General features: G+C 36.0%; 23 protein-coding genes. 3 read left to right on the top strand and 20 right to left on the bottom strand.

Annotated features, from left to right (window positions below; all coding sequences use genetic code 11):
• The first annotated feature begins 186 nt into the window (after window positions 1-186).
• The 3 genes from B4F31_RS14890 (at window position 187) to B4F31_RS14880 (ending at window position 2,019) form a co-directional block, all read left to right on the top strand.
• The gene (locus tag B4F31_RS14890) at window positions 187-927 is read left to right on the top strand and encodes an NYN domain-containing protein (protein ID WP_075326785.1); all 741 of its coding nucleotides are present in this window, start codon (window positions 187-189) and stop codon (window positions 925-927) included.
• 79 nt (window positions 928-1,006) lie between these two features.
• Window positions 1,007-1,405, top strand: a complete 399-nt coding sequence (locus tag B4F31_RS14885; RefSeq protein WP_286761661.1) for a GlcG/HbpS family heme-binding protein — start codon at window positions 1,007-1,009, stop codon at window positions 1,403-1,405.
• Between the two features lie 155 nt (window positions 1,406-1,560).
• Window positions 1,561-2,019: a VOC family protein gene (locus B4F31_RS14880; protein ID WP_286761660.1), complete on the top strand. Its 459-nt coding sequence runs from the start codon at window positions 1,561-1,563 to the stop codon at window positions 2,017-2,019.
• A gap of 55 nt (window positions 2,020-2,074) precedes the next feature.
• Here B4F31_RS14880 and hisIE read toward each other — a convergent pair whose 3' ends face one another.
• The 20 genes from hisIE to B4F31_RS14780 all read right to left on the bottom strand — a co-directional run bounded on the left by hisIE (window position 2,075) and on the right by B4F31_RS14780 (window position 22,879).
• Window positions 2,075-2,713 (bottom strand): bifunctional phosphoribosyl-AMP cyclohydrolase/phosphoribosyl-ATP diphosphatase HisIE, encoded by a 639-nt coding sequence (hisIE, locus tag B4F31_RS14875; protein ID WP_286761659.1) that lies wholly within the window; start codon window positions 2,711-2,713, stop codon window positions 2,075-2,077.
• A 55-nt stretch (window positions 2,714-2,768) separates the two neighbouring features.
• The gene (gene hisF / locus B4F31_RS14870) at window positions 2,769-3,524 is read right to left on the bottom strand and encodes an imidazole glycerol phosphate synthase subunit HisF (RefSeq protein WP_286761658.1); all 756 of its coding nucleotides are present in this window, start codon (window positions 3,522-3,524) and stop codon (window positions 2,769-2,771) included.
• A 49-nt stretch (window positions 3,525-3,573) separates the two neighbouring features.
• Entirely contained in the window at window positions 3,574-4,311 is a 738-nt protein-coding gene (gene hisA, locus B4F31_RS14865; protein ID WP_286761657.1) for a 1-(5-phosphoribosyl)-5-[(5-phosphoribosylamino)methylideneamino]imidazole-4-carboxamide isomerase, read from the bottom strand.
• Between the two features lie 194 nt (window positions 4,312-4,505).
• On the bottom strand, window positions 4,506-5,108 hold the full coding sequence (gene hisH, locus B4F31_RS14860; RefSeq protein ID WP_286761663.1) for an imidazole glycerol phosphate synthase subunit HisH: 603 nt from the start codon (window positions 5,106-5,108) through the stop codon (window positions 4,506-4,508).
• A gap of 113 nt (window positions 5,109-5,221) precedes the next feature.
• Window positions 5,222-6,364 (bottom strand): bifunctional histidinol-phosphatase/imidazoleglycerol-phosphate dehydratase HisB, encoded by a 1,143-nt coding sequence (hisB, locus tag B4F31_RS14855; protein WP_286761656.1) that lies wholly within the window; start codon window positions 6,362-6,364, stop codon window positions 5,222-5,224.
• Window positions 6,365-6,490: 126 nt separating this feature from the next.
• The gene (gene hisC / locus B4F31_RS14850; RefSeq protein WP_286761655.1) at window positions 6,491-7,537 is read right to left on the bottom strand and encodes a histidinol-phosphate transaminase; all 1,047 of its coding nucleotides are present in this window, start codon (window positions 7,535-7,537) and stop codon (window positions 6,491-6,493) included.
• A gap of 142 nt (window positions 7,538-7,679) precedes the next feature.
• A complete protein-coding gene (gene hisD / locus B4F31_RS14845; RefSeq protein ID WP_286761654.1) occupies window positions 7,680-8,963 on the bottom strand; it encodes a histidinol dehydrogenase in 1,284 nt (427 codons plus the stop codon).
• Between the two features lies 1 nt (window position 8,964).
• Window positions 8,965-9,828 (bottom strand): ATP phosphoribosyltransferase, encoded by an 864-nt coding sequence (gene hisG, locus B4F31_RS14840; RefSeq protein WP_286761653.1) that lies wholly within the window; start codon window positions 9,826-9,828, stop codon window positions 8,965-8,967.
• A gap of 373 nt (window positions 9,829-10,201) precedes the next feature.
• On the bottom strand, window positions 10,202-11,500 hold the full coding sequence (locus tag B4F31_RS14835) for a serine hydrolase domain-containing protein (RefSeq protein WP_286761652.1): 1,299 nt from the start codon (window positions 11,498-11,500) through the stop codon (window positions 10,202-10,204).
• A gap of 10 nt (window positions 11,501-11,510) precedes the next feature.
• Complete coding sequence (locus B4F31_RS14830) at window positions 11,511-12,329, bottom strand: prohibitin family protein (protein ID WP_286761651.1); 819 nt, start codon at window positions 12,327-12,329, stop codon at window positions 11,511-11,513.
• Window positions 12,330-12,343: 14 nt separating this feature from the next.
• Window positions 12,344-14,377: a VWA domain-containing protein gene (locus B4F31_RS14825; protein WP_286761650.1), complete on the bottom strand. Its 2,034-nt coding sequence runs from the start codon at window positions 14,375-14,377 to the stop codon at window positions 12,344-12,346.
• 66 nt (window positions 14,378-14,443) lie between these two features.
• Complete coding sequence (fabG, locus tag B4F31_RS14820; protein WP_286761649.1) at window positions 14,444-15,190, bottom strand: 3-oxoacyl-[acyl-carrier-protein] reductase; 747 nt, start codon at window positions 15,188-15,190, stop codon at window positions 14,444-14,446.
• Window positions 15,191-15,322: 132 nt separating this feature from the next.
• On the bottom strand, window positions 15,323-16,198 hold the full coding sequence (gene sucD / locus B4F31_RS14815) for a succinate--CoA ligase subunit alpha (RefSeq protein WP_286761648.1): 876 nt from the start codon (window positions 16,196-16,198) through the stop codon (window positions 15,323-15,325).
• A 141-nt stretch (window positions 16,199-16,339) separates the two neighbouring features.
• Window positions 16,340-16,735 (bottom strand): hypothetical protein, encoded by a 396-nt coding sequence (locus tag B4F31_RS14810; RefSeq protein ID WP_075326770.1) that lies wholly within the window; start codon window positions 16,733-16,735, stop codon window positions 16,340-16,342.
• Window positions 16,736-16,741: 6 nt separating this feature from the next.
• Window positions 16,742-17,671, bottom strand: a complete 930-nt coding sequence (locus tag B4F31_RS14805; RefSeq protein WP_286761647.1) for a UDP-3-O-(3-hydroxymyristoyl)glucosamine N-acyltransferase — start codon at window positions 17,669-17,671, stop codon at window positions 16,742-16,744.
• Window positions 17,672-17,839: 168 nt separating this feature from the next.
• Window positions 17,840-18,406, bottom strand: coding sequence for an elongation factor P (efp, locus tag B4F31_RS14800; protein ID WP_075326768.1), 567 nt, complete (start codon window positions 18,404-18,406; stop codon window positions 17,840-17,842).
• 9 nt (window positions 18,407-18,415) lie between these two features.
• Complete coding sequence (gene lpxA / locus B4F31_RS14795; RefSeq protein WP_075326767.1) at window positions 18,416-19,201, bottom strand: acyl-ACP--UDP-N-acetylglucosamine O-acyltransferase; 786 nt, start codon at window positions 19,199-19,201, stop codon at window positions 18,416-18,418.
• A 5-nt stretch (window positions 19,202-19,206) separates the two neighbouring features.
• Window positions 19,207-20,607, bottom strand: a complete 1,401-nt coding sequence (locus B4F31_RS14790) for a bifunctional UDP-3-O-[3-hydroxymyristoyl] N-acetylglucosamine deacetylase/3-hydroxyacyl-ACP dehydratase (protein WP_286761646.1) — start codon at window positions 20,605-20,607, stop codon at window positions 19,207-19,209.
• On the bottom strand, window positions 20,597-21,625 hold the full coding sequence (gene lpxD, locus B4F31_RS14785) for a UDP-3-O-(3-hydroxymyristoyl)glucosamine N-acyltransferase (protein ID WP_286761645.1): 1,029 nt from the start codon (window positions 21,623-21,625) through the stop codon (window positions 20,597-20,599). Before lpxD ends, B4F31_RS14790 begins: the two co-directional genes overlap by 11 nt.
• Window positions 21,626-21,649: 24 nt before the next feature.
• A complete protein-coding gene (locus B4F31_RS14780; protein WP_286761644.1) occupies window positions 21,650-22,879 on the bottom strand; it encodes an HD domain-containing protein in 1,230 nt (409 codons plus the stop codon).
• Between the last annotated feature and the right edge of the window lie 93 nt (window positions 22,880-22,972).

Below are 22,972 nucleotides of genomic sequence, written 5' to 3'. Positions count from 1 at the left end.
TACGCCATGCACGGCACACAATAAGGAAAAGACGGCGTACAGCCGTCTTTTCTATGCAAAAAAAGTATCTTTACTCGATAATCGAGATTAAATGCTCCCAAGCTTAACTCGAAATCAAATTATATTTTCCAATAATAATGCTGCGTGAGCTTGCTCCGGAGTAGTTTACTTTAAATAACAGATTCTATGGAAACCAACCTTGCGGTACTAATTGATGGTGATAATATACCATCTGCATATATTAAAGAAATGATGGAAGAGATTGCCAAATACGGCAATCCCACTATTAAAAGGATTTATGGTGACTGGACAAAACCCCATTTGGTAAAATGGAAAAATGTTTTGTTGGAAAACGCAATAAATCCTATTCAGCAATATGGTTACACCCAGGGGAAAAACGCGACAGATTCTGCAATGATCATAGACGCCATGGATATTTTGTATTCAGATAAAGTAGATGGTTTTTGCCTGGTTTCCAGCGATAGTGATTTCACAAGATTAGCTACAAGACTGCGTGAAGCAGGAAAAAATGTAATTGGAATTGGAGAAAAGAAAACCCCGGAACCATTTATTGTAGCTTGCGACCGCTTTATTTATATCGAAATTTTAAAGAGTTCTGATAAAGATAATGAGCAAGAAAGCGAAAAAGGTGGAAAAACTAGCAAAAAGAAAAATGTAGATAAAATTACTCCAAAAGTAGTAAGGCTTATTTCCCAGACAATTTCAGATGTTGCCGATGAAGACGGTTGGGCATTTCTGGGCGATGTAGGAAGTTTACTTCAGAAAAAACAACCTAATTTTGATTCGCGTAACTATGGCTTTCAGAAACTTACCCCTATGATTCATTCTATAGATAAATTTGAAATTGAATCACGTACCAATCAAAGCAGTAAATTCAAATTAATTTACGTGAGAAACAAAGATTAAATATTCGTTATATTCCTCTTAAAATCCATATATTCCGTTTTTGATTATATAATTTAGGACAAATTAAAAACCTTAAATTATGAATATCACTTTAGCACAAGCACAAAAAGTAATTGCTGCCGCCGATAAGAAATCGAAAGAATTAGATGTGAAAATGAATATTGCGGTAGTAGACTCGGGCGCAAACCTGACCGCTTTTGCCAGGATGGACGGCGCCTGGCTAGGCTCGGTAGATATTGCCATTAAAAAGGCTAAAACTGCCAGGTTTTTTGATATGAATACTGGAGAAATTGGAAAATTGTCACAACCCGGCGAAGCACTTTTCAATATTGAGCATTCCAACAACGGACTTATCACGTTTCCTGGTGGCGTGCCTTTAAGAAATAAAAGCGGTGAAATTATTGGAGCTGTAGGAGTTTCTGGAAGTTCTGTAGAAAACGATCACGCAGTTGCAAATTTTGCTGCGGAAAGCATTTAGAGTATTAAAATGGAAACTATTAGGTAATGGAAGTCCTATTTTTGGTTTCCATTACATCTTACTTATATATTTGTTTAGAGAATTTAAAATTGAGCTGACGGGCTAAGATTAATATTATTACTACAGCTAATACTGGCCTTAAACACTAAAACTATATGAAAAAATCATTGATTTTAATTTCCATATTCTTCATATTTATCACGCTTTCTACAAAAGCTCAGGAACTTAATTCTAAAATTACTATAGATCATATCGCAGTCTATGTTGTTGATCTTGATAAAAGCACCAATTTCTATGAAAACATCATTGGGTTGGAAAAAATACCCGAACCTTTTAAGGATGGTAAACATACCTGGTTTACTTTGGGGTCAAATGTTCAACTGCATTTAATTAAAGGTGCATCTACTTTTATTGAACCCGATAAAAATAGCCATCTTTCGCTGTCTGTTCCATCTGTTCCCGATTTTATTAAGGTTTTGGAAAGAAATAAAATACCTTATGAAAACTGGCTGGGAGAAAAACAAACGGTTACCAATCGTGTTGACGGAGTAAAACAAATTTATATCACCGACCCTGATGGAAACTGGTTAGAAATAAATGATGCAAAGAAATAATGCTGCATTTAGCAAACTAACAACAGTTCATTCAAATATACCTGGTTAAGTTTCTTTAATGTCTCTTTTCCAGAACTTCAACGATATCTTTTAAAGAATATCCCTTTGCTTTTAACAGAATTAAGTAATGAAAAAGTAAATCGGCGCTTTCGTTTAAGAATAAATCGGCGTTATCATCTTTAGCTTCAATAACCGTTTCTACAGCCTCCTCTCCTACTTTCTGGGCAATTTTATTCATTCCCGCATCAAAAAGCGAAACTACATAAGAGTTCTTATCCTCTCGTAATTCAGGCTCCACCTCGCTCATCCTTTTTCGTTTGGCGATTATTCCTTCCAATTGAGAAAGAAAACCGAAATTAGGCTCATTATCCTCTGCCCAGCAGGTATCTGTTCCTTTATGGCAGGTTGGACCTTCAGGCGTAACCGAAATTAGCAAGGTATCATTATCGCAATCATTTTTAATGTTGACTAGATGAAGGTAATTGCCGCTTTCTTCGCCTTTGGTCCATAAACGATTTTTAGTTCTACTGAAAAAAGTAACTTTCTTGGTTTCATTGGTTTTCAAAAATGCTTCCTCGTTCATATACCCCAACATAAGTACGTTCTTAGTTGATGCATCCTGAATTATCGCAGGAACAAGTCCGTCGTTATTTTTATTAAAATCTATATTCATCTTTATTTTTTTATACGTCATCCTGAATTTATTTCAGGATAAAAGATCTCTCTCTTCTTTTTTTTCTTACTCCAATTTACAGCCTAACTTCCACTCCGTTTCTACGAAGTTCTTCTTTTAAATCTTTAATTTCAATTTCTTTGAAATGAAAAACACTGGCTGCAAGTGCCGCATCAGCTTTTCCTTCAATAAAAGTATCGCAAAAATGCTGCATATTTCCGGCACCACCTGAGGCGATTATTGGAATATTTAATTCCGAAGATAAAACTGCCAGGGCTTCATTAGCAAAGCCTTCTTTAGTTCCATCATTATTCATAGAAGTAAATAAGATCTCACCGGCACCACGCTCTTCAACTTCTTTCGCCCATTGAAATAAATTGATATCAGTAGGCACTTTTCCCCCTACCAGGTGCACCAGCCATTCGCTGTTTACCTGCTTGGCATCTATCGCCACCGTTATACACTGACTCCCAAATTTAGCAGCGAGCTCGTTGATTAGACCAGGATTTTTTACCGCCGAAGAGTTTATAGAAACTTTATCTGCGCCATTTTTAAGTAAAATATCCACATCTTCCACCGATGAAATTCCACCACCAACCGTAAACGGAATGTTTACTTTTTCGGCAACCCGTCTAACCAAATTGGCCAGGGTTTTTCGCTTCTCTTCAGTAGCCGAGATATCCAGAAAAACCAATTCATCTGCACCAGATTTTGCATAGATCTCAGCCAATTCTACAGGATCACCGGCATCACGTAAATCTATAAAATTTACGCCCTTAACGGTTCTTCCGTCTTTAATATCCAGGCAGGGTATAATTCGTTTTGTAAGCATGTTAAAGGTTTTGTATTAAATAAACACTTTTTAATTCCCCCTTTGAGGGCTAGGGGGCTATTATAAATCTCTCTAATTCTTTCATTTTAATACGACCTTCATAAATCGCTTTTCCTATTATAGTGCCTTCGCAGCCAAGTTCAGCCAGTTCCGGTAACTCGCTAAAGGTAGAGATTCCACCCGAAGCTATAAGTTTTAGTTTTTTATTTTCTGATGAAGTTTCCTCAAGAATTCTGCGATACAGTTCAAAGGATGGACCTTCCAGCATCCCATCTTTAGAGATATCGGTGCAAATTACATAGTTTATTCCCTCATCCTGGTATTCCTGAATAAAAGGAATCAGTTCCTTATTAGATTCTTCCTGCCAGCCGCTAACTGCAATTTTTTCATTGTTGGCATCAGCACCCAGGATTATTTTATCTGAACCAAATTTCTGAATCCAGGATTTAAAAATATTAGGATCTTTAACCGCGATACTTCCACCGGTAATTTGATGTGCTCCACATTCAAAGGCAATTTGCAAATCTTTGTCGGTTTTTAATCCCCCACCAAAATCTATTTTTAAGCTGGTTTTTGAAGCGATCTCTTCCAGGATTTTATGGTTTACAATATTTTTTGATTTTGCACCATCTAAATCTACCAAATGCAAATACTGAATTCCGTGCGCCTCAAAATTTTTAGCTACTTCTAGCGGGTTCTCATTATAAATTTTCTTGGTATTATAGTCACCTTTGGAAAGGCGTACACATTTACCTTCAATTATATCTATAGCGGGAATTATTCTCATCTTTTAAGTAAAAAATTAAAATGTTACTTCTATATTTTTTTGCCACGAATGCACTAATGTTTTGTTTTATTATCAATTTTGCTTCTCTATGTCATTACGAGCGACAAAGGAGCGTGGTAATCTTTTGATAGAAATTTTCTGGTTGAACAGATTGCTTCAGTCGTGTCTCCATCGCAATGACGTAGTCTTTAAATCTACTTTATCGTGTTGGGTTGGGTCACTTTCAAAAAATTCTCCAGAATTTTCTCCCCCGCATCACTACTTTTCTCTGGATGAAATTGTACACCATAGAAATTATCTTTTTGAATAGCCGAAGTGTATTCTACTCCATACTCGGTTGAAGCTATGGTTTCTGCGCATTCCTTTACATAAAAACTATGTACTAAATACACGAATTCTCCTTCTGAAATCCCAGTAAATAAGTCTGATCTTAAATCATAAATTTTATTCCACCCAATTTGCGGAACTTTTAATTGGTTATCGAATTTCACCACATCAGCATGAAAAATTCCAAGTCCGTCTGTATCTCCTTCCTCGCAATAAGTACACATTAACTGCATTCCCAGGCAAATTCCTAAAACCGGCTGTTTTAAAGTAGGAATCACTTTATCTAAACCCGTAGACTTTAGCATTTTCATTGCGCTGCTGGCCTCGCCCACTCCTGGGAAAATTACTTTATCTGCTGACTTTATTTCTTCGGCATCACTGCTTAAAATAGCCTTATATCCAAGTCGCTTTATGGCAAATTTGATACTTTGAATATTACCCGCTCCGTAATCTATAATTACAATCTTCAAGCCCCTTCCGGCTCCCCCTAGGGGGGAGGGCTTTTTATTCATTTCATTCTCAATTTTCAAAATCTAAACATTTTTTAGTTCACATTATTCCCCCTTCGAGGGCTAGGGGGCTTTTAAAGCATTCCTTTAGTTGATGGAAGTATCATTTTTTCAGCATCACGTTTTACCGCTACTTTAATCGCTTTGGCAAAAGCTTTAAATATCGCTTCAATTTTATGATGTTCATTTTGTCCTTCAGCTTTTACATTTAGGTTGGCCTTAGCGCCATCGGTAAAAGATTTAAAGAAATGATAAAACATTTCAGTAGGCATTTTTCCAACCATCTCTCGTTTAAATTCGGTTTCCCAAACTATCCAGTTTCTGCCACCAAAATCTATGGCCACCTGGGCCAGGCAATCGTCCATAGGTAGGCAAAAACCGTATCGTTCTATTCCAAGTTTATTGCCCAAAGCTTTGCTAAAAACTTCTCCAAGTGCAATTGCCGTATCTTCTATAGTATGATGCTCATCAACTTCCAGATCTCCTTTAACTTTCACGGTAAGGTCCATTTGTCCGTGACGTGCAATCTGATCTAGCATATGGTCAAAAAATGCAATTCCGGTACTAATTTCAGATTTTCCGGTACCATCTAAATTTAGTTGAATAAAGATATCGGTTTCATTAGTTTTCCTTGAAATTTCAGCTGTTCTATCATTCAACTTTAAAAATTCATAAATCTCTTTCCAACTATCGGTTTTTAAAGCAATAGTTTCCTTAACTTTTTCCTGATCGTTTTTCACTTCGTCAGTTGCAAGATCTTCGTGAGTATCTATAAAAATGCCTTTACCTCCAAAATTATAAGCAAATTCAATATCTGTAAGTCGGTCGCCGACCATAAAAGAATTCTTTAGATCGTAGTTTTCTTCGTTATTTAGATATTTCTCCTCTAAAAGTCCGGTATTAGGCTTTCGGGTGGGAGAATTATCTTTTGCGAAAGTACGGTCCATTAAAACCTCTTTAAATTCCACTCCTTCATTTTTAAAGGTTTGCAGAATAAAATTTTGAATAGGCCAAAAGTCTTTTTCAGGATAGGCTTCTGTTCCCAGGCCATCTTGATTAGTCACCATTACCAATTCAAAATCCAGTTCTGTGGCAATTTTCTTTAAATAATATAAAGCTTCCGGATAAAATTCCAGCTTTTCAATACGGTCTACCTGGAAATCTTCCGGCTCGTGAATTAAAGTTCCATCACGATCTATAAATAATACTTTTTTCATAATCTATTTTTTCTACGATGGTCTAACCACCACGTCAAGCTGAACTTGTTTCAATTTATAATATGTTTTTATGCTAACAACTTAGATCCTGAAACAAGTTCAGGATGACGAAAACTAAACTTTTTATTATTCTATAATTTTTAAAGCATCTATCAGCTTTTTGTTCTCCTCTCCAGTTCCAACCGTTAAACGCAAGGTATTTTCACAAAGCGGTTGTGTAGTTCGGTTTCTAATTACTATACCTCTTTCTAATAACTGGTCATAACGTGTATTGGCGTCATCTACTTTTACTAATATAAAATTAGCATCAGATGGATATATTTTTTCAATAAAATTCACTTCAACTAAAGCTTCACTTAAACGAGCTCTTTCTTTAAGTAAATCAGATATTTCCGAATCCACTTTTTCTTTATTCAGTACACGATCTAAAGCTCTTAACTGAGTTAATTCATTTACATTGTAAGGTGGTTTTATTTTATTTAAAATCTCAATAATTTCTATGGAAGCATAGCAAATTCCCAATCTAATTCCCGCCATTCCATATGCTTTTGAAAGTGTTTGGGTGATAACCAAGTTTGGATATTGCTTCAGTTTATTTAACCAGCTTTCCTCAGTTGAAAAATCAATATAAGCTTCATCGATAATTACTAATCCCTTAAAATTCTCAAGAATATGAATGATCTTTTCTGCTGAAAATGAGTTTCCAGTGGGATTATTCGGGGAACATAAAAAGATCATTTTGGTATTTTGATCTACCGAATTCAGAATTTCTTCAGCATTAGGCTCGAAATCCAAATTCAGTAAAATTTCCCTATTCTCAATATTATTAATATTAGCCAACACTTTATACATTCCGTAAGTTGGTGGTAGGCTAATTATATTATCTTTTCCAGGTTCGCAAAATGCTCTAAACAAAAGATCCAGCACTTCATCGCTCCCATTTCCCAGTAAAATATGTTCCGTTGAAACATTTTTGATTTTTGCCAATTCAGCCTTTAAGCTTCGTTGTTGCGGATCTGGATAACGGTTTACCTCGGTTTGAAACGGATTTTCATTAGCATCCAGAAAAACCATTTCTGAGCCCGTAGACTGGTATTCGTCCCTGGCGGAGGAATAAGGTTTTAAACCGGCCACGTTTGGCCTTACCAGGTTATTTATATTGAATTTTTTCATTCTATTTAGAGTGCACTTAAAATTATTCTCTTCGTCACCCTGAACTTGTTTCAGAGTCTAATTTTTCTATAATTTACAATCTTAGATTCTGAAATAAATTCAGAATGACGTCTTAATAGGGTTTTCAATTAACTACATTTATTTATTTTAGCTTCTTTAATCGTAATGTCACCGCATTTTTATGCGCTTCCAAACCTTCGGCTTCAGCCATAAATTCTATGGCAGGACCAATTTTCTTAATTCCTTCTTCTGTTATTTTTTGAAAAGTCATACTCTTCATAAAACTATCAAGGTTTACGCCGCTGTATTGCTTAGCGTAGCCATTTGTTGGTAAAGTATGGTTGGTTCCTGAAGCATAGTCTCCCGCGCTTTCCGGGGTATAATTTCCTATAAAAACCGAACCTGCATTCTGAATTCCTTCAGTAAAAAAGGCCTCATCATCAGCACAAATAATAAAGTGTTCCGGCCCATATTCGTCAATTAACTCCAGTGCATCTTCTTTCTTTTCAACATAAATTAGCCTCGAGTGAGCTATAGCTTTTTCAGCAATACTTTTTCTGGGTAAAACTTCTAACTGACTTTCTACTTCTTTCTCTACCGCTTCAATTAGGTTTTTGGAAGTAGAAACAAGAATTACCTGGCTATCTGCTCCGTGCTCTGCCTGGCTTAAAAGATCTGAAGCAACAAAAGCAGCATTGGAAGAATCGTCTGCAAAAACTAATAATTCTGATGGCCCGGCAGGCATATCTATCGCCACATTATGGCGGGTTGCCAGTTGTTTGGCAACGGTAACAAATTGATTTCCGGGACCAAATATCTTATAAACTTTAGGAATACTTTCTGTCCCAAAGGTCATAGCCGCAATTGCCTGGATTCCCCCAACTTTATATATTTTGGTAACGCCACACAGTTCGGCGGTGTATAAAATGGCAGGATGCACATTTCCGTTCTTATCTGGCGGAGTACAAAGCACAATTTCCTTACAACCAGCAATATTTGCGGGTGCGGCTAACATTAAAATGGTAGAAAATAAAGGAGCGCTGCCACCGGGAATATACAACCCAACTTTTTGAATCGCCCTCTTTTCCTGCCAACATTTTACGCCGTTGGTAGTTTCAATTTCAATCCTATCGGTTTTCTGGGCGGTGTGAAATTTTTCAATATTACTTTTTGCCAATTTTATGGCTTCTTTCAATTCCTTGGAAACCTCATTTGCAGCAGCACTTACTTCTTTATCTGTAACCTGAGTATTTGCGAGGTTTATGCCGTCAAAAAGTTCGGTATATTTTGAAACCGCGGCGTCCCCTTTTGTTTTAACTTCAGCAAAAACCTGGTTTACCGTTTCTTCAATATCTTCTACGGTTTGGGTGGGCCTTTTTAAAATTTCAGGCCACTCAGCTTTAGTAGGATTAAAAAACTTTTTCATCTTAAAGTACCATTTTTTCGATTGGCGCTACTAAAATACCTTCGGCACCATTTTGTTTTAATTCATCTATAACTTCCCAGAAGCGCTCTTCATTAATTACGGTATGTATAGAACTCCAACCTTCTTCAGCAAGTGGTAAAACAGTTGGGCTGCGCATTCCAGGCAGTAATTTGATAATGTTCTCTAAATTCTCATTTGGCGCATTTAAAAGTATATATTTAGAAGTCCGCGCATTTAAAACAGATTTCAACCTGAATTGTAATTTCTCTAAGATATGTTGACGAGCTTCAGAAATTTTTGGAGAGATAGCAAGAACAGCTTCACTCTTCAGCATTACTTCTACCTCTTTTAGCCCGTTTTTGAAAAGCGTGCTTCCGCTGGAAACAATATCACAAATACCATCTGCAAGCCCAATATTTGGAGCTATTTCTACTGAACCATTAATAATATGCAATTCGGCTGTAATTCCTTTTTTCTCCAGAAATTCGTTTACGGTATTAGGATAAGAAGTGGCTATTTTTTTACCATCAAGGTCTTCTATTCCGGCATATTTCATAGATTTTGGTACAGCGAGAGAAACACGACATTTTGAAAAGCCAAGTTTTTCGCCCTGGATAATATCTTTACCCTTTTCAATTAAAACATTCTCCCCAATAATTGCTGCATCTACAACACCATCTCTTAAATATTGAGGAATATCACCGTTTCTAAGATACATTACTTCCAAAGGAAAGTTACGAGACGAAGCTTTGAGTTGTTCTTTTCCATTATCTATAGAAATGCCTGCATCCTTTAAAATTTTAAGGGAATCTTCGTTTAATCTCCCTGATTTTTGAATAGCTATTCTTAATTTTTCCTGGCTCATTTTTTTAATTTTTCTTTTTAATTTTTGGTTGGTGTTTATAAAATAAAAAAACCCGTTTGAATAGCTCAAACGGGTTTTAAATATGCTGAAATCACAACACACCAAATTTACCTCGCCTGAGCGCAGTAGTAAATATGATGGTGATCTAATTGAAAATTCTTCATTGTGATTACAAATCTAAATATAAATTTTAAACTGCAAAACAGCTTTCTTGTTTTTTATGAATTGTTTTACTCGATAATCTATATTTAAATGCTCCGAGGCCTGTTAGATCTAAATTACTCATTTTACTATTTCGGAATAATACTTGAGATAATTTTCTGAAAATCTGTTGAAGTTTGCATTTGCAGTAAAATTCAATTGATTCTATATACTAATCATCTATGGCACTAAAAATCATTTGCCGGAATTTCCAGCCGGTTTCATCACCGGTATTTCCTTGAGTTTGCTTCAACAAAACACCAATTATTTGCTCTTCGGGATCGGCGAAATACTGGGTATTGAAATAACCACCCCAATCAAAAGTACCGGCACTACCCTGCCCTCCTGCAATTTCTCCTTTTTTGCTAACTACGCCAAAGGCAATACCATAGTACTGATTTGGAAAATTAAATTTTTCTCCTGTTTGATTTCCCATTATGATATCTACCGTTTTTCGACTTAATAAGCGAGTACCATTATATTCACCTCCATTTAGATACATTTGAAGGAATTTAGCATAATCTTCTGCGGTACCCGATAGCCCGGCTCCTCCTGAAAAAAATGTCCCATCTTCTGTTAGCGGATAATTGGTATTATAAAATGTATTCGGAAAGTTTTCCCATTTTCCATCTTTTTTATGCTGTACAGTCACTAACCGATCTTTTTTCGATGAAGGTTGATAGAACCTGGTGTCATCCATTTGCAGAGGATCGAAAATTCTTTCTTTCAGAAATTCATCAAAACCCTGTCCTGAAATTACTTCTATAAAATAACCCAGTACATCTAAACCTAAACTATAAGTGAATTTTTCACCGGGTTCGTGATGTAAAGGTAAAACAGCCAATTTTTTTACATTTTCTCCAATCCTTACTTCTTCTTCAGTGAACAATTCGGTAATTCCAGCCTTTGCATAAATCTTTTTAATACGCTCGTCACTGTCTATTGCTCCATAACCAAGTCCGGAAGTATGTGTTAGCAAATGCCGAATAGTTATTTCATTCTCAGCTGGCGTAGAAGTAAAACTACTATCAACTTCATTAAAATTCTTTAGAATTTTGGGATCTTTAAATTCAGGGATATACTTTGAAATAGGATCGTCTAAACGGAACTTCCCTTCTTCCCAAAGCATCATCACGGCAGTTGCAGTAATCGCTTTTGTTTGAGAAGCCAACCTAAAAATAGCGTCCTTTTCAAGCTCTTTACCTGAAGCATTTGCATCTCCAAATGCTTCGTGAAAAACAATTTTGCCGTCGCGAGCTATTAAAGCTACCGCTCCGGGAATTTGGTTATCTTCAATTGCCGATTTTAGCATTGCTTCAATCTTCTGTATCCTTTCTGAAGACATTCCAACTTCTTCGGGAGCAGCTGTTTCAAGTGTTCCCGAATTATTTAAAGAACTGGTTTGTGCAGAAAGAGCAAGGCTTCCTATAAAAATAGAAAGCCTTGCGATATTTAAGAAAATAGATCTCATCTTTAATAGTTTAATTTGAGCCACCTAAAATTAAAGGCAATCCGCCTTCACCTGAACCTATAACAACCGTTTTAGCGTTGCTGGATTTTGAAAGTTCTAATGTTGCCTGAATTCCTTTTTCCTTTAGGATATTAGGAGTTAAAGATGCATTCAAAATTTCGTTTGCACGAGCTTTACCTTCGGCATCAATACGCTGGCGTTCGGCTTCCTGAGTAGCTTTTGTCAACCTAAACTCATACTCCAAAGATTCCTGCTCCTGGCGTAATTTACGCTCAATTGCATCTTTAATGTTTGGAGGTAATGAAACATCTCTTACAAGAACCTCATTCACCTGAACGTATTGGTCTTTAAGTAAAATTTGAGTTTCTTCTAAAATTTCTTTTTGAATTGCTTCCCTTTTACTGGCATATAATTGTTCCGGGTTATATCTTCCAACAACCGATCTTGCGGCCGATCTTACTGCGGGTTGCAGCAAACGCCGAATATATTCTTCACCTTTTTCACGATGTAAGCTTCCCAGGTTCTCATAAGAAGGTTGGAACCAGGTAGAAGCATCAATATCAATTTGAAGTCCGTTAGAACTTAAAACCTGCATTTTCTCCTCCAGGGATTGTTGCCTCACTTCATAAACAAAAACTTTATTCCAGGGCGCTACAATATGAAAACCTTCATTTAAAGGAGGCTCATCGGTAACTACACCGTCATCAAAAGTTTTATAAAGAACGCCAGCCTGACCGGAACCAATGGTTACTGTAGACTTTGCAACAAAAATTATTAAAAGTACGATTCCTATAATAATAGGAATTCCGAGTTTGGGTAATCTTTCCATCTATATAATTGTATTTAAATTAATCCTTTGTATTTTCTGAAAAACCATTCTGCGGCGAGTATCAAAACAAGCAGAAATAGAAGGTAATACCAGTCTACCAAAGGTACAATTTTTTGACTGCTTTTCTGAACAGGTTTGTATTTATCGTTGCTTAAAAGTACATTGCTTATTTCCTGAAGTTCATCTTTGTAATAAACCCTGGTTCCAGAATTTTCTGCAAGGGCCTTCATCGCAATTTTATTAGCTGAAATAAACTGCTGCTCAATATTGTAGGCAATTACTTCAAAGCTACCTGAACGGGATATTTGCGATGTTGTTTCGGTAATTGTAAAATCATAATTTCCGGCCGGTAAATTGCCTAAATCTACCTCGTAACCGTTGTTTCTTAGAACTAATTGAGATTCTAGATTCTCTACAGCATTTTCTGCGGAAATCACCAGGTTCGCGTTAGGATCAAACTGATAATTTTGATCGAAGAAATTAGCGGTTATTGTTACAGCTTCATTTTCGTAATAAAATGAATTATAATCTATAGTCAATCGTTCTCGTTGCTGTGCTGAAGCAATATTCTGAACCAACTTACCAATAAAATTATCAAATTTCTCGAAAGATTTATTTTCTAAAAAGGTATTAGAACGCCATCTCCAGAGATTTTCTCCAAAAATAAAGGCATTTTTATTTTGGCCTTTTCCGGCAATAGCGATTAAAGGCTGTGAAGTTTCTACATTTTCAATTTTCTGAAAATAAATGCTTTCAAAACTATTATTTTGAATATTGATATTTCCAAACTTATCTTCCAGTGGAGGAAATTCTGAAAACCCGGTTTCTTCAAACTGAAATTGATTAAAATTGGAATTTTTTACAGCAAAAATTTCCTGTGACTGATTAGTAAAATCTTTTGTTACAAAATCCTGAATTCTATTAAGAAAATTCCAATCGGTTTGAGTTCCAGTAACCAGTAGGTAATTTTGATTATTCTCTCTTAAATCTTCAAAAATAGTGGCAAAACCTGAAGTTGGCTGGTACAATATAACTAGCTGATAATCTTCTAAATTTGATAAATTATCCTGAAGATATTTTATATCAAGTTGTCGTTGTTTATTTGTTTCAATAGACTTTTTAAAAGCTCCTAAATCGGGGTGTGGCGCGGCACTTATTAACAGAATTTTACTGCGTTCGTCAATAACTTCAACGGCAAACTTTTTAGAATTGTTTGCTTTGTTTTTTTCATTTTCTAACGGAATAATTTCGGCTTCATAAGAAAGAACACCAAGCCTTGAAGCCGGAAGCTCAACACGAATTACAGCCGAATTGTTAACTGAAGTAAGAGAAATTTCTTCTGAAAAAATTATGTTTTCCCCAGATTTAATTACGAATTCTGAATCTATCTGCTCTTCGCCTGAATAGGAAATAAAAGCTTCAACGGGAAAGCGATTATTTAAAAAAGCGTAGGTATTTACATTAAATTGAGTTAATTCTAAATCTGAATAATGTGTGGTATCACCTACTACTATGGGATAAATTTCCTGGTTATTTCCTGGTTTGAAATAACGAAAATCCTTTCCGGCACTTTGATTTCCATCGGAAATAAGCAATACTGCGGTAGGTTTTTTTCGGGATAATTCTTTTAGTGATTCCAGCGCAGCGTTAATATTGGTTTGAGGTGTTTTAAATTGTGGCTTGTTAGAATTTGATAAATCATCATTACCAAAATTATACTGAGTCAACTCAAATCGTTCCTGAAGTGCTTTATTCGACCTTAACTTTTCTAAAATTTTATGTACTGTATCTTCCTGCTCTAAATGCGCAATAGATCCAGAATCATCTACAGCCAGAATTAAATTCGGTTTTTCGAGTTCGTAAGTTATGGAGGAAATTTTAGGATTAATAAGTAGCAAAAGAAGTATAAAGACTGAGAAAAATCGTAGAGCAAACAGAATGTAAATTTCCCTTCTTTTATTTTTATTCTTAAAGAGATACTGAAAAAAAGCAAACCCCAGCGCAGTAATTATGGCCAGGGCTATGAGTATGATGTTGCTTATATTCATTTATGGGAAATAGAGTTAAAAGGTAATGGTAAAACTTTTAACTAATAACTATTCACTTTTATCTAATTAGGTGTGCATTCCGCCGTCAACGTGAAGTACCTGGCCAGTGATATAAGAACTAAGATCACTACCAAGGAAAACACAGGCATTTGCAATATCTTCGGGAGCACCACCACGTTTTAACGGGATAGCTTGTCTCCAGCCGTCAACAACTTTTTCGTCCAGTTTCTCAGTCATTTCGGTTTCTATAAAGCCGGGAGCGATCACGTTAGTTCTAATATTTCTGGAACCAAGTTCCTGCGCCATAGATTTAGAAAAACCTATAATTCCGGCTTTTGAAGCTGCGTAATTTGCCTGCCCAGCATTACCAGTTACTCCAACTACCGAACTCATATTAATAATGCTTCCCTTGCGTTGTTTCAGCATAGTGCGCTGTACAGCTTTGGTCATATTAAAGACAGATTTCAGGTTGACTTCAATCACCTTATCGAAATCTTCTTCGCTCATTCGCATTAACAAATTGTCTTTGGTGATTCCGGCATTATTAACCACAATATCTATATCTCCAAAATCGGCAGCTACATCCTTTACCAATTGCTCTGCTTCCTTAAAACTTGCAGCATTAGACTGGTAAGCTTTAGCTTTTACTCCAAGTTCACTTAACTCATCGGCTAGTGCATTTGCAGATTCGGCCGAAGAATTATAGGTAAAAGCTACATTTGCACCGTGTTGAGCAAATACTTCTGCAATACCTTTCCCTATTCCGCGACTACCACCGGTTATTATGGCATTTTTTCCTTCTAATAATTTCATATTTATAAAAAGATTGGTGTTTATTTAATAGTTTCAAATATAGCAAAAGCTGAAGGCAAGAAATAAAAAATCCTCCTGTATTTAGCCATTATACCAAATAAGGAGGATTTTAATATAGTTTTAAGCCAGATATTATCCTTTCATAACTTCGGCTACTTTTTTTCCAATTTCAGCTGGAGAATCAACAACGTGAATTCCATTTTCCTTTAGAATAGCTTTTTTGGCTTGAGCGGTATCTTCGCTGCCACCTACAATTGCTCCTGCGTGCCCCATTGTACGGCCTGCTGGTGCAGTTTCTCCGGCGATAAAGCCTACAACCGGTTTTCTGTTTCCATTTTCTTTAATCCACTTAGCCGCATCTGCTTCTAATTGACCTCCAATTTCACCAATCATTACGATGCATTCGGTTTCTTCGTCGTTCATCAATAATTCTACGGCTTCTTTAGTAGTGGTTCCAATAATTGGATCTCCACCAATACCAATTGCAGTGGTAATTCCAAGACCTTGTTTTACAACCTGATCTGCTGCTTCGTAAGTTAAAGTACCAGACTTAGATACAATTCCTACTTTTCCTTTTTTGAAAACAAAACCTGGCATAATCCCAACTTTTGCTTCTCCCGGAGTTATTACACCCGGACAGTTAGGACCTACCAAGCGGCAATCTTTATCCTGAATATAATCGTAAGCCTTTACCATGTCGGCAACTGGAATACCTTCTGTAATTGTAATAATTACTTTAATACCAGCATCTGCAGCTTCCATAATTGCATCTGCAGCGAAAGATGGTGGTACAAAGATTATTGAAACATCTGCCTCTGTTTTTTCAACAGCCTCAGAAACTGTATTAAAAACCGGTTTATTAAGGTGCTTTTGACCTCCTTTACCGGGAGTTACACCTCCAACAACATTGGTTCCGTATTCTATCATTTGTTCAGCGTGAAAAGTACCTTCGCTACCGGTAAATCCCTGAACTATTATTTTTGAATTTTTATTGACTAAAACGCTCATAAATTTTTTGATTTTTGCGATTACAAAAGTAGGTTTTTAAATATAAAACCTAAAGTTTTTTGGTGGTTTATTGGGCTTGTACTCTTAAAATTGAATTAAAGTTTTAACTCAAAATCTTTAATTAATGCGAATCTTTAAAATTTAAGACCAGGGACTTTCATCTATCTCTTCTCCAAGTTGCGAGATTTGTACCCCTTTAAAAAGTTTATTGTCTTTTAATTCCCAAATGGCCATAAAATGCGCAAGTGGCATTTCTTCATCGGGATTTTCTATGGTTTTTACGTGATAAGTAAACTGAATAGCGATTTGATGATCTTCTTCTACTGTTTTTTCAACTTCAGCTTTAAGCGATTCGTAGTTTTTAGACATATCATTTCTAATGGAAAGAATCTCATCAAAATTCAGCTTTTTAAGTCCGGTAGTACCATACCAAGTGAGATTTACATTGGGATGCAAATAATTGTCTAATGTTCCTTTTTCGTCTTTAAATAAGGAGGTATAAAAATTCTCAACAATCTCTTTACTTTTTAAGCCCATAGTCTTTTACTTTAATTTTTCCAGCAATTTAGGTAATTGCCTTAAGAGCGCCAACTCTTTTAATTTTGCCCGGGATTCCATTGCCGGGTTTCCTGTATAAATTTTATTAGCCTTTGTAGATTTCGTGATTCCGGCCTGGCCCATAAGAATTCCGCCTTTTTCTACGGTTATCCCGCTACGCATCCCAACCTGGCCCCAAACAGTAACTTCGTCTTCAATAGTTACAGCACCGGCTATGCCTACCTGGCTGGCAATAAGACATTTTCTTCCAATTACGGTATCGTGACCAACCTGGATTAAATTATCCAGTTTAGTTCCTTCTTTAATCGTAGTATCTCCCGTAACTCCTTTATCTATAGTGCAATTTGCGCCAATTTCTACATTATCTTCTATAACCACACGTCCGCCAGATCTTAATTTATCAAAACCTTCTGGCCGGGTTTTGTAATAGAAAGCATCACCACCCAAAACAGTACCGGAATGTATAATTACATTGTTCCCGATAACCGCATTATCATATATAGTTACGTTGGAATGAATTAAGCAATTACTGCCAATTTTCACATTATTTCCAATAAAAGTATTTGGTTGAATATGCGTGCCCTCCCCTATTTGAGCTGAATCTGAAATAGATTTTTTAGATTTCTGAAAGGGTTTAAAATATTGGGTAAGCTTATTAAAATCTGAAAAAGGATCTTCTGAAATAAGCAAAGCTTTACCTTCAGGACAATCGACTTTTTTATTGATTAAAATTACGGTCGCAGCCGAATTTAAAGCTTTATCGTAATATTTTGGATGATCTACAAAAACAATATCACCGGGTGTTACCACGTGAATTTCATTCATACCCAAAACCGGAAAATTGGCATCCCCAATGTATTGAGCATCAATAATAGTGGCAATTTGTTGCAGCGTATGTTCTTGTGGAAATTTCATATTGATTAATGTTAACTATAGAAAAAGATTAAAAATCCTGTAACGTCAAGCTGAACTTATTTCAGCTTCTAACATTAATATAATTTTTATTCTTAGATCCTGAAATATCCCGAAACTTCGGGACAGGATAACGATCTTGTAAATTTTCAATCCTTAATTCTGAAAGAACTACTCTTTAATTCTTTCTTTGTAAGTACCCTTTTCGGTTTCAATTTTAATTTTGTCGCCTTCATTAATAAACAAAGGAACGTTTACTTCAGCGCCGGTTTCAACAGTTGCCGGCTTTGTAGCGTTTGTAGCTGTATTACCTTTAACCCCAGGCTCAGTGTGTGATACTTCTAACACAACGCTGGCAGGCATTTCTACTGAAAGAGGAGCGTTATCTTCGGTATTGATTATAACTGTAACCACTTCACCTTCCTTTAAAAGTTTTGGCTGATCTAAAGCTTGCTCTACAAGACGAATTTGGGTGTAATCTTCAACATTCATAAAATGATAAAATTCACCATCATTATATAAATACTGAAACTTATGGGTCTCTACACGGACATCTTCAATTTTATGACCGGCAGAAAATGTGTTTTCTATAACTTTCCCTGTGGTTACGCTTTTAAGTTTAGTTCTTACAAAAGCAGGTCCTTTTCCAGGTTTTACGTGTAAAAATTCAGTTATCTTATAAATATCGTGGTTGTAACGAATACATAATCCGTTTCTAATATCGCTTGTACTAGCCATTCTTTTGTTTTAATTAGAGCTAAAGTATCCTTTCATGATACCTCGCTGTGAGTTTTTAATAAATTCTAAAATTTCGTCTCTTTCTGCAGTTGCTTGCATTTCAGCTTCAATTATAGCAACAGCCTGGGAGTTGTTATAGTTTTTCTGATATAAAATTCTATAAATATCCTGTATTTCACGAATTTTTTCGGTAGTATATCCTCTTCGGCGTAAGCCAATAGAATTAATTCCAACATAAGAAAGTGGTTCTCTTCCCGCTTTTACAAACGGTGGTACATCTTTTCTAACCAAAGACCCACCCGTTACAAAGGCATGCCTCCCAATACTACAAAACTGCTGAATTGCCGCCATTCCCGCAAGAATCACGTAATCTCCAACATTTATATGTCCGGCAAGGGTACTGTTATTAGAGAAAATACAATTATCCCCTACAATACAATCGTGTGCAATATGGCAATAAGCCATAATCCAGCAATTTTTCCCTATTACCGTTTTCATTCGGTCTGTAGTACCACGATTAATAGTTACACATTCCCTAATGGTTGTGTTATCTCCAATAACCGTAATGGTATCTTCGTCGTCAAACTTTTTATCCTGCGGAATAGCAGAAATAACGGCTCCCGGAAAAATACTGCAATTCTTTCCAATACGGGCACCTTCCATTATAGTTACGTTAGATCCTATCCAGGTTCCTTCACCAATTACCACATTATTATGAATAGTGGTAAAAGGTTCTATCACTACATTTTTAGCAATTTTGGCTCCCGGATGTACGTAAGCTAAAGGCTGGTTCATATTTTTTATTTTGATTTTACAATTTGCGCCATTAGTACAGCCTCGGTAGCTAATTTTCCATTCACATAAGCATAGCCCTGCATTTGGCAAATTCCGCGGCGTATAGGCGCAAGTAATTCTAATTTAAATATTAAAGTATCGCCAGGTACTACCTGTTGTTTAAATCTTACATTATCTATTTTCATAAAATAAGTAAGATAATTTTCTGGATCTGGCACCGATTTTAAAGCAAGAATACCTCCGGTTTGAGCCATAGCTTCTACCTGAAGTACGCCCGGCATCACCGGTTTTCCCGGAAAATGACCTACAAAAAAAGGCTCGTTCATGGTTACATTCTTTAAACCAATCACACAGCTATCTGTACAGCTATAAATTTTATCTACCAGGAGAAATGGAGAGCGATGTGGCAATATATCCATGATATCGGTAACATCCATTAATGGTTTTTGATCAAAATCTATTTTTGGAACATTATTGCGCTTTTCGGCTTTAATTATTTTAGCCAGTTTTTTAGCAAACTGGGTATTTACATAATGCCCAGGCTTGTTGGCAATAACTTTTCCGCGAATTCTGGTTCCTATTAAAGCAAGATCTCCCACCACATCTAAAAGTTTATGTCTTGCAGCTTCGTTAGGATAATGTAAGGTTAAATTATCCAGAATTCCATTTGGTTTAACCGAAATATTATCTCGATTAAAAGCAATGCGAAGTTTTTTAAAGGTTTCTTCGTTTATTTCTTTATCTACATAAACAATAGCATTGTTTAGATCGCCTCCTTTAATTAATCCGTGATCTAACAAAGCTTCAAGCTCGTGTAAAAAGCTAAAAGTTCGCGCATTTGCAATTTCATTCTTAAACTCAGAAAGGTGTGAAATAGTAGCATTTTGCGTACCCAAAACTTTTGTTTCAAAATCAACCATGGTGGTTACCTGGTATTCATCGGCGGGCATTACAATTATTTCGCTTCCACTTTCATCGTCGTGATAAGTTATTACTTCTTCCACTACAAATTCTTCACGCTCTGCTTCCTGTGCAACTACCCCGGCTTTTTCCAAAGCTTCAACAAAAAACTTTGAAGAACCATCCATTATTGGAGGTTCAGATGCATCTAATTCAATTACAATATTATCTATATCCATACCTACACAAGCGGCAAGCACGTGTTCTGATGTTTGGATTTTCACCCCTTTCTTTTCCAGGTTGGTACCTCTTTGGGTATTTACAACATAACTTACATCTGCTTCAATCTCGGGTTCTCCTTCAAGATCCATTCTTTTAAAAACATAACCGGTATTTTCTGCAGCAGGTTTAAAAGTCATTTTCACTTTCTGCCCGGTATGCAGCCCAACCCCTTCAAGAGAAATCTCTTTATCTATGGTGTGTTGTTTCGCCTGTTTATAAGCCATTTTTAATCTTTTTTTCTAATTGGTTAAGTGTATCTATGGTTTTAGGTAAGTTTTTAAAATGAACATAAGATTTGGCAAAATCTCCATAGCCAAAAGCGGGAGAACCCTGTAGCATTTCATCATCTTTCACATTTCGACCAATCCCGGATTGCGCCTGAATTTTCACCCTGTCTCCAATTTGTAAATGTCCTGCAATCCCGGCCTGTCCTCCAATTAGGCAATTTTTACCAATTTTAGTAGAACCTGCAATTCCCGCTTGTGCAGCGATAGCTGTGTTAGAGCCAATTTCAACATTATGTGCAATTTGAATTTGATTATCCAGTTTTACACCTTTTCTTATAATAGTAGAACCTAATGTGGCACGGTCTATTGTAGTACCAGCCCCAATATCTACATTATCTTCTATAATTACATTTCCAATTTGAGGAACTTTTGAATATATCCCATCTTCTCCAGGGCTAAATCCAAAACCATCTGCTCCCACTATCACGCCGCTGTGTAATACACAATTATTACCTATAATTGTTTCTGAATAAATTTTTACACCGGGAAAGATAATAACATCATCTGCTATCTTAACATTATCCCCAATATAAACATTAGGATAAATTTTTACGTTTTTACCAATTTTCACATTGTCACCAATATATGCGAAAGCACCCAAATAAAGATTTTCTCCAAACTCAGCTGAATCTGAAACAAAGCTGGGCTGTTCAATTCCTTGCTTGTTTAATTTTATCTGGTTGTAATATTCAAGTAATTTAGAGAATGCTTTGTAAGCATCTTTTACCTTTATTAAAGTGGTTGTAATTGGTTCTTCGGCTACAAAATCACTATTTACAATGGTTATAGACGCCTGGGTAGAATATATATAAGAAGTATATTTAGGATTACTTAAAAAGGTAAGGGAACCTTCCCCGCCTTCTTCAATTTTAGCTAATTCAGATACTTCGACCTCAGGATTGCCCTCAATTTTTCCGTCGAGAATCTCTGCTATTTGTGCTGCTGTAAATTTCATTCTGGCAAAAGTAAAAAAAAAGCGTTAATGTTTGGCCTTCGGGTAGCATATATAATACTTAACCACAGTTTTTGAAAGGGCTTTCAGGTTTAATTGGTCTGATGCTTTAGCTACATCGCTAATCTTCCCGTTTTTATGTAAAATATTAATATTATTATTTTCACTTTTATAAGCGGTGTTTGTCACTTCGCCACTAAACACAAAATAATCTGCTTCTTCTGCTGAAATATTCTCTTTTTCCTGCAGTGCTATGCGGCGTTTTTCGAGCTTTTCTACCGATGGTTTTTTCTTCTTGATCTTTACTTTCAGAAGATCCCTGTTTATAATCATATTACATAAATTACTCAGCACAAAATCGTGGTGATATTGCCATTCTTTCATTGCCGAAATAATATCGTAATCGTCTAAACGGGCAAAAACCGATAGTGTTTCAGAAGAAAAATTCTCTGGGCCTATCTTATTATAAAGAAAATACGAAAGTGCTTTACTGGCATTAAGCTTTTCACCTTTTTCCACTAATTCTTTAGCGCGCTTTAAGACTCTTATTAAAAGTTGCTCTGCTACCAAACTGGTTTTATGCAGATAAACCTGCCAGTACATTAGCCTTCTGGCAACAAGAAATTTTTCTACCGAATAAATTCCTTTTTCCTCAATCACCAAATCGTCATTTACCACATTTAACATGGTTATTAAACGTTCGCTATTTATGTTTCCTTCTGCGGCTCCGGTATAAAAACTATCTCGCTTTAAATAATCAAGCCTATCCATATCCAGCTGACTTGAAATTAACTGGTTTAAAAATCTTCGGTTATACGTTCCGCGGAAAATTTGAAGTGCCAGCGTTAAACTTTGGTTAAAGTCACGGTTCATTTCTTCCATAAAAAGCAAAGAAATACTTTCGTGATCTACGCCTTCTACAATGCTATGTTCCATTGCGTGAGAGAAAGGGCCGTGGCCAATATCGTGCAGTAAAATGGCAATTTGCAGAGCTTCTTCTTCGGCTTCAGAAATTATAACTCCTTTATGCCGAAGTATCTGCACTGCTTTTTGCATTAAATGCACACAGCCAATAGCATGATGAAAACGGGTATGATGCGCACCGGGATAAACCAAATAAGACATTCCCATTTGTGAAATTCTGCGTAAGCGCTGAAAGTAAGGATGCTCAATAATACTGAAGATTTGCTCACTCGGGATGGTAATAAATCCGTAAATTGGATCGTTTAATATTTTGAGTTTATTAGTTGAAGTCAAGCTTTGTAACGTATTAATTTAAAACAAAGATACATAGATAGACTTTGGAAGTTGAAAAACCAATTATTAAGTTATAAAAAACCTCAATTTTCA

This window comes from Salegentibacter sp. UBA1130 (genome assembly GCF_002311535.1).
Classification (GTDB): domain Bacteria; phylum Bacteroidota; class Bacteroidia; order Flavobacteriales; family Flavobacteriaceae; genus Salegentibacter; species Salegentibacter agarivorans.
Note: the sequence above shows the minus strand (reverse complement) of the source record. Positions and strands in the feature narration are given on the sequence as shown.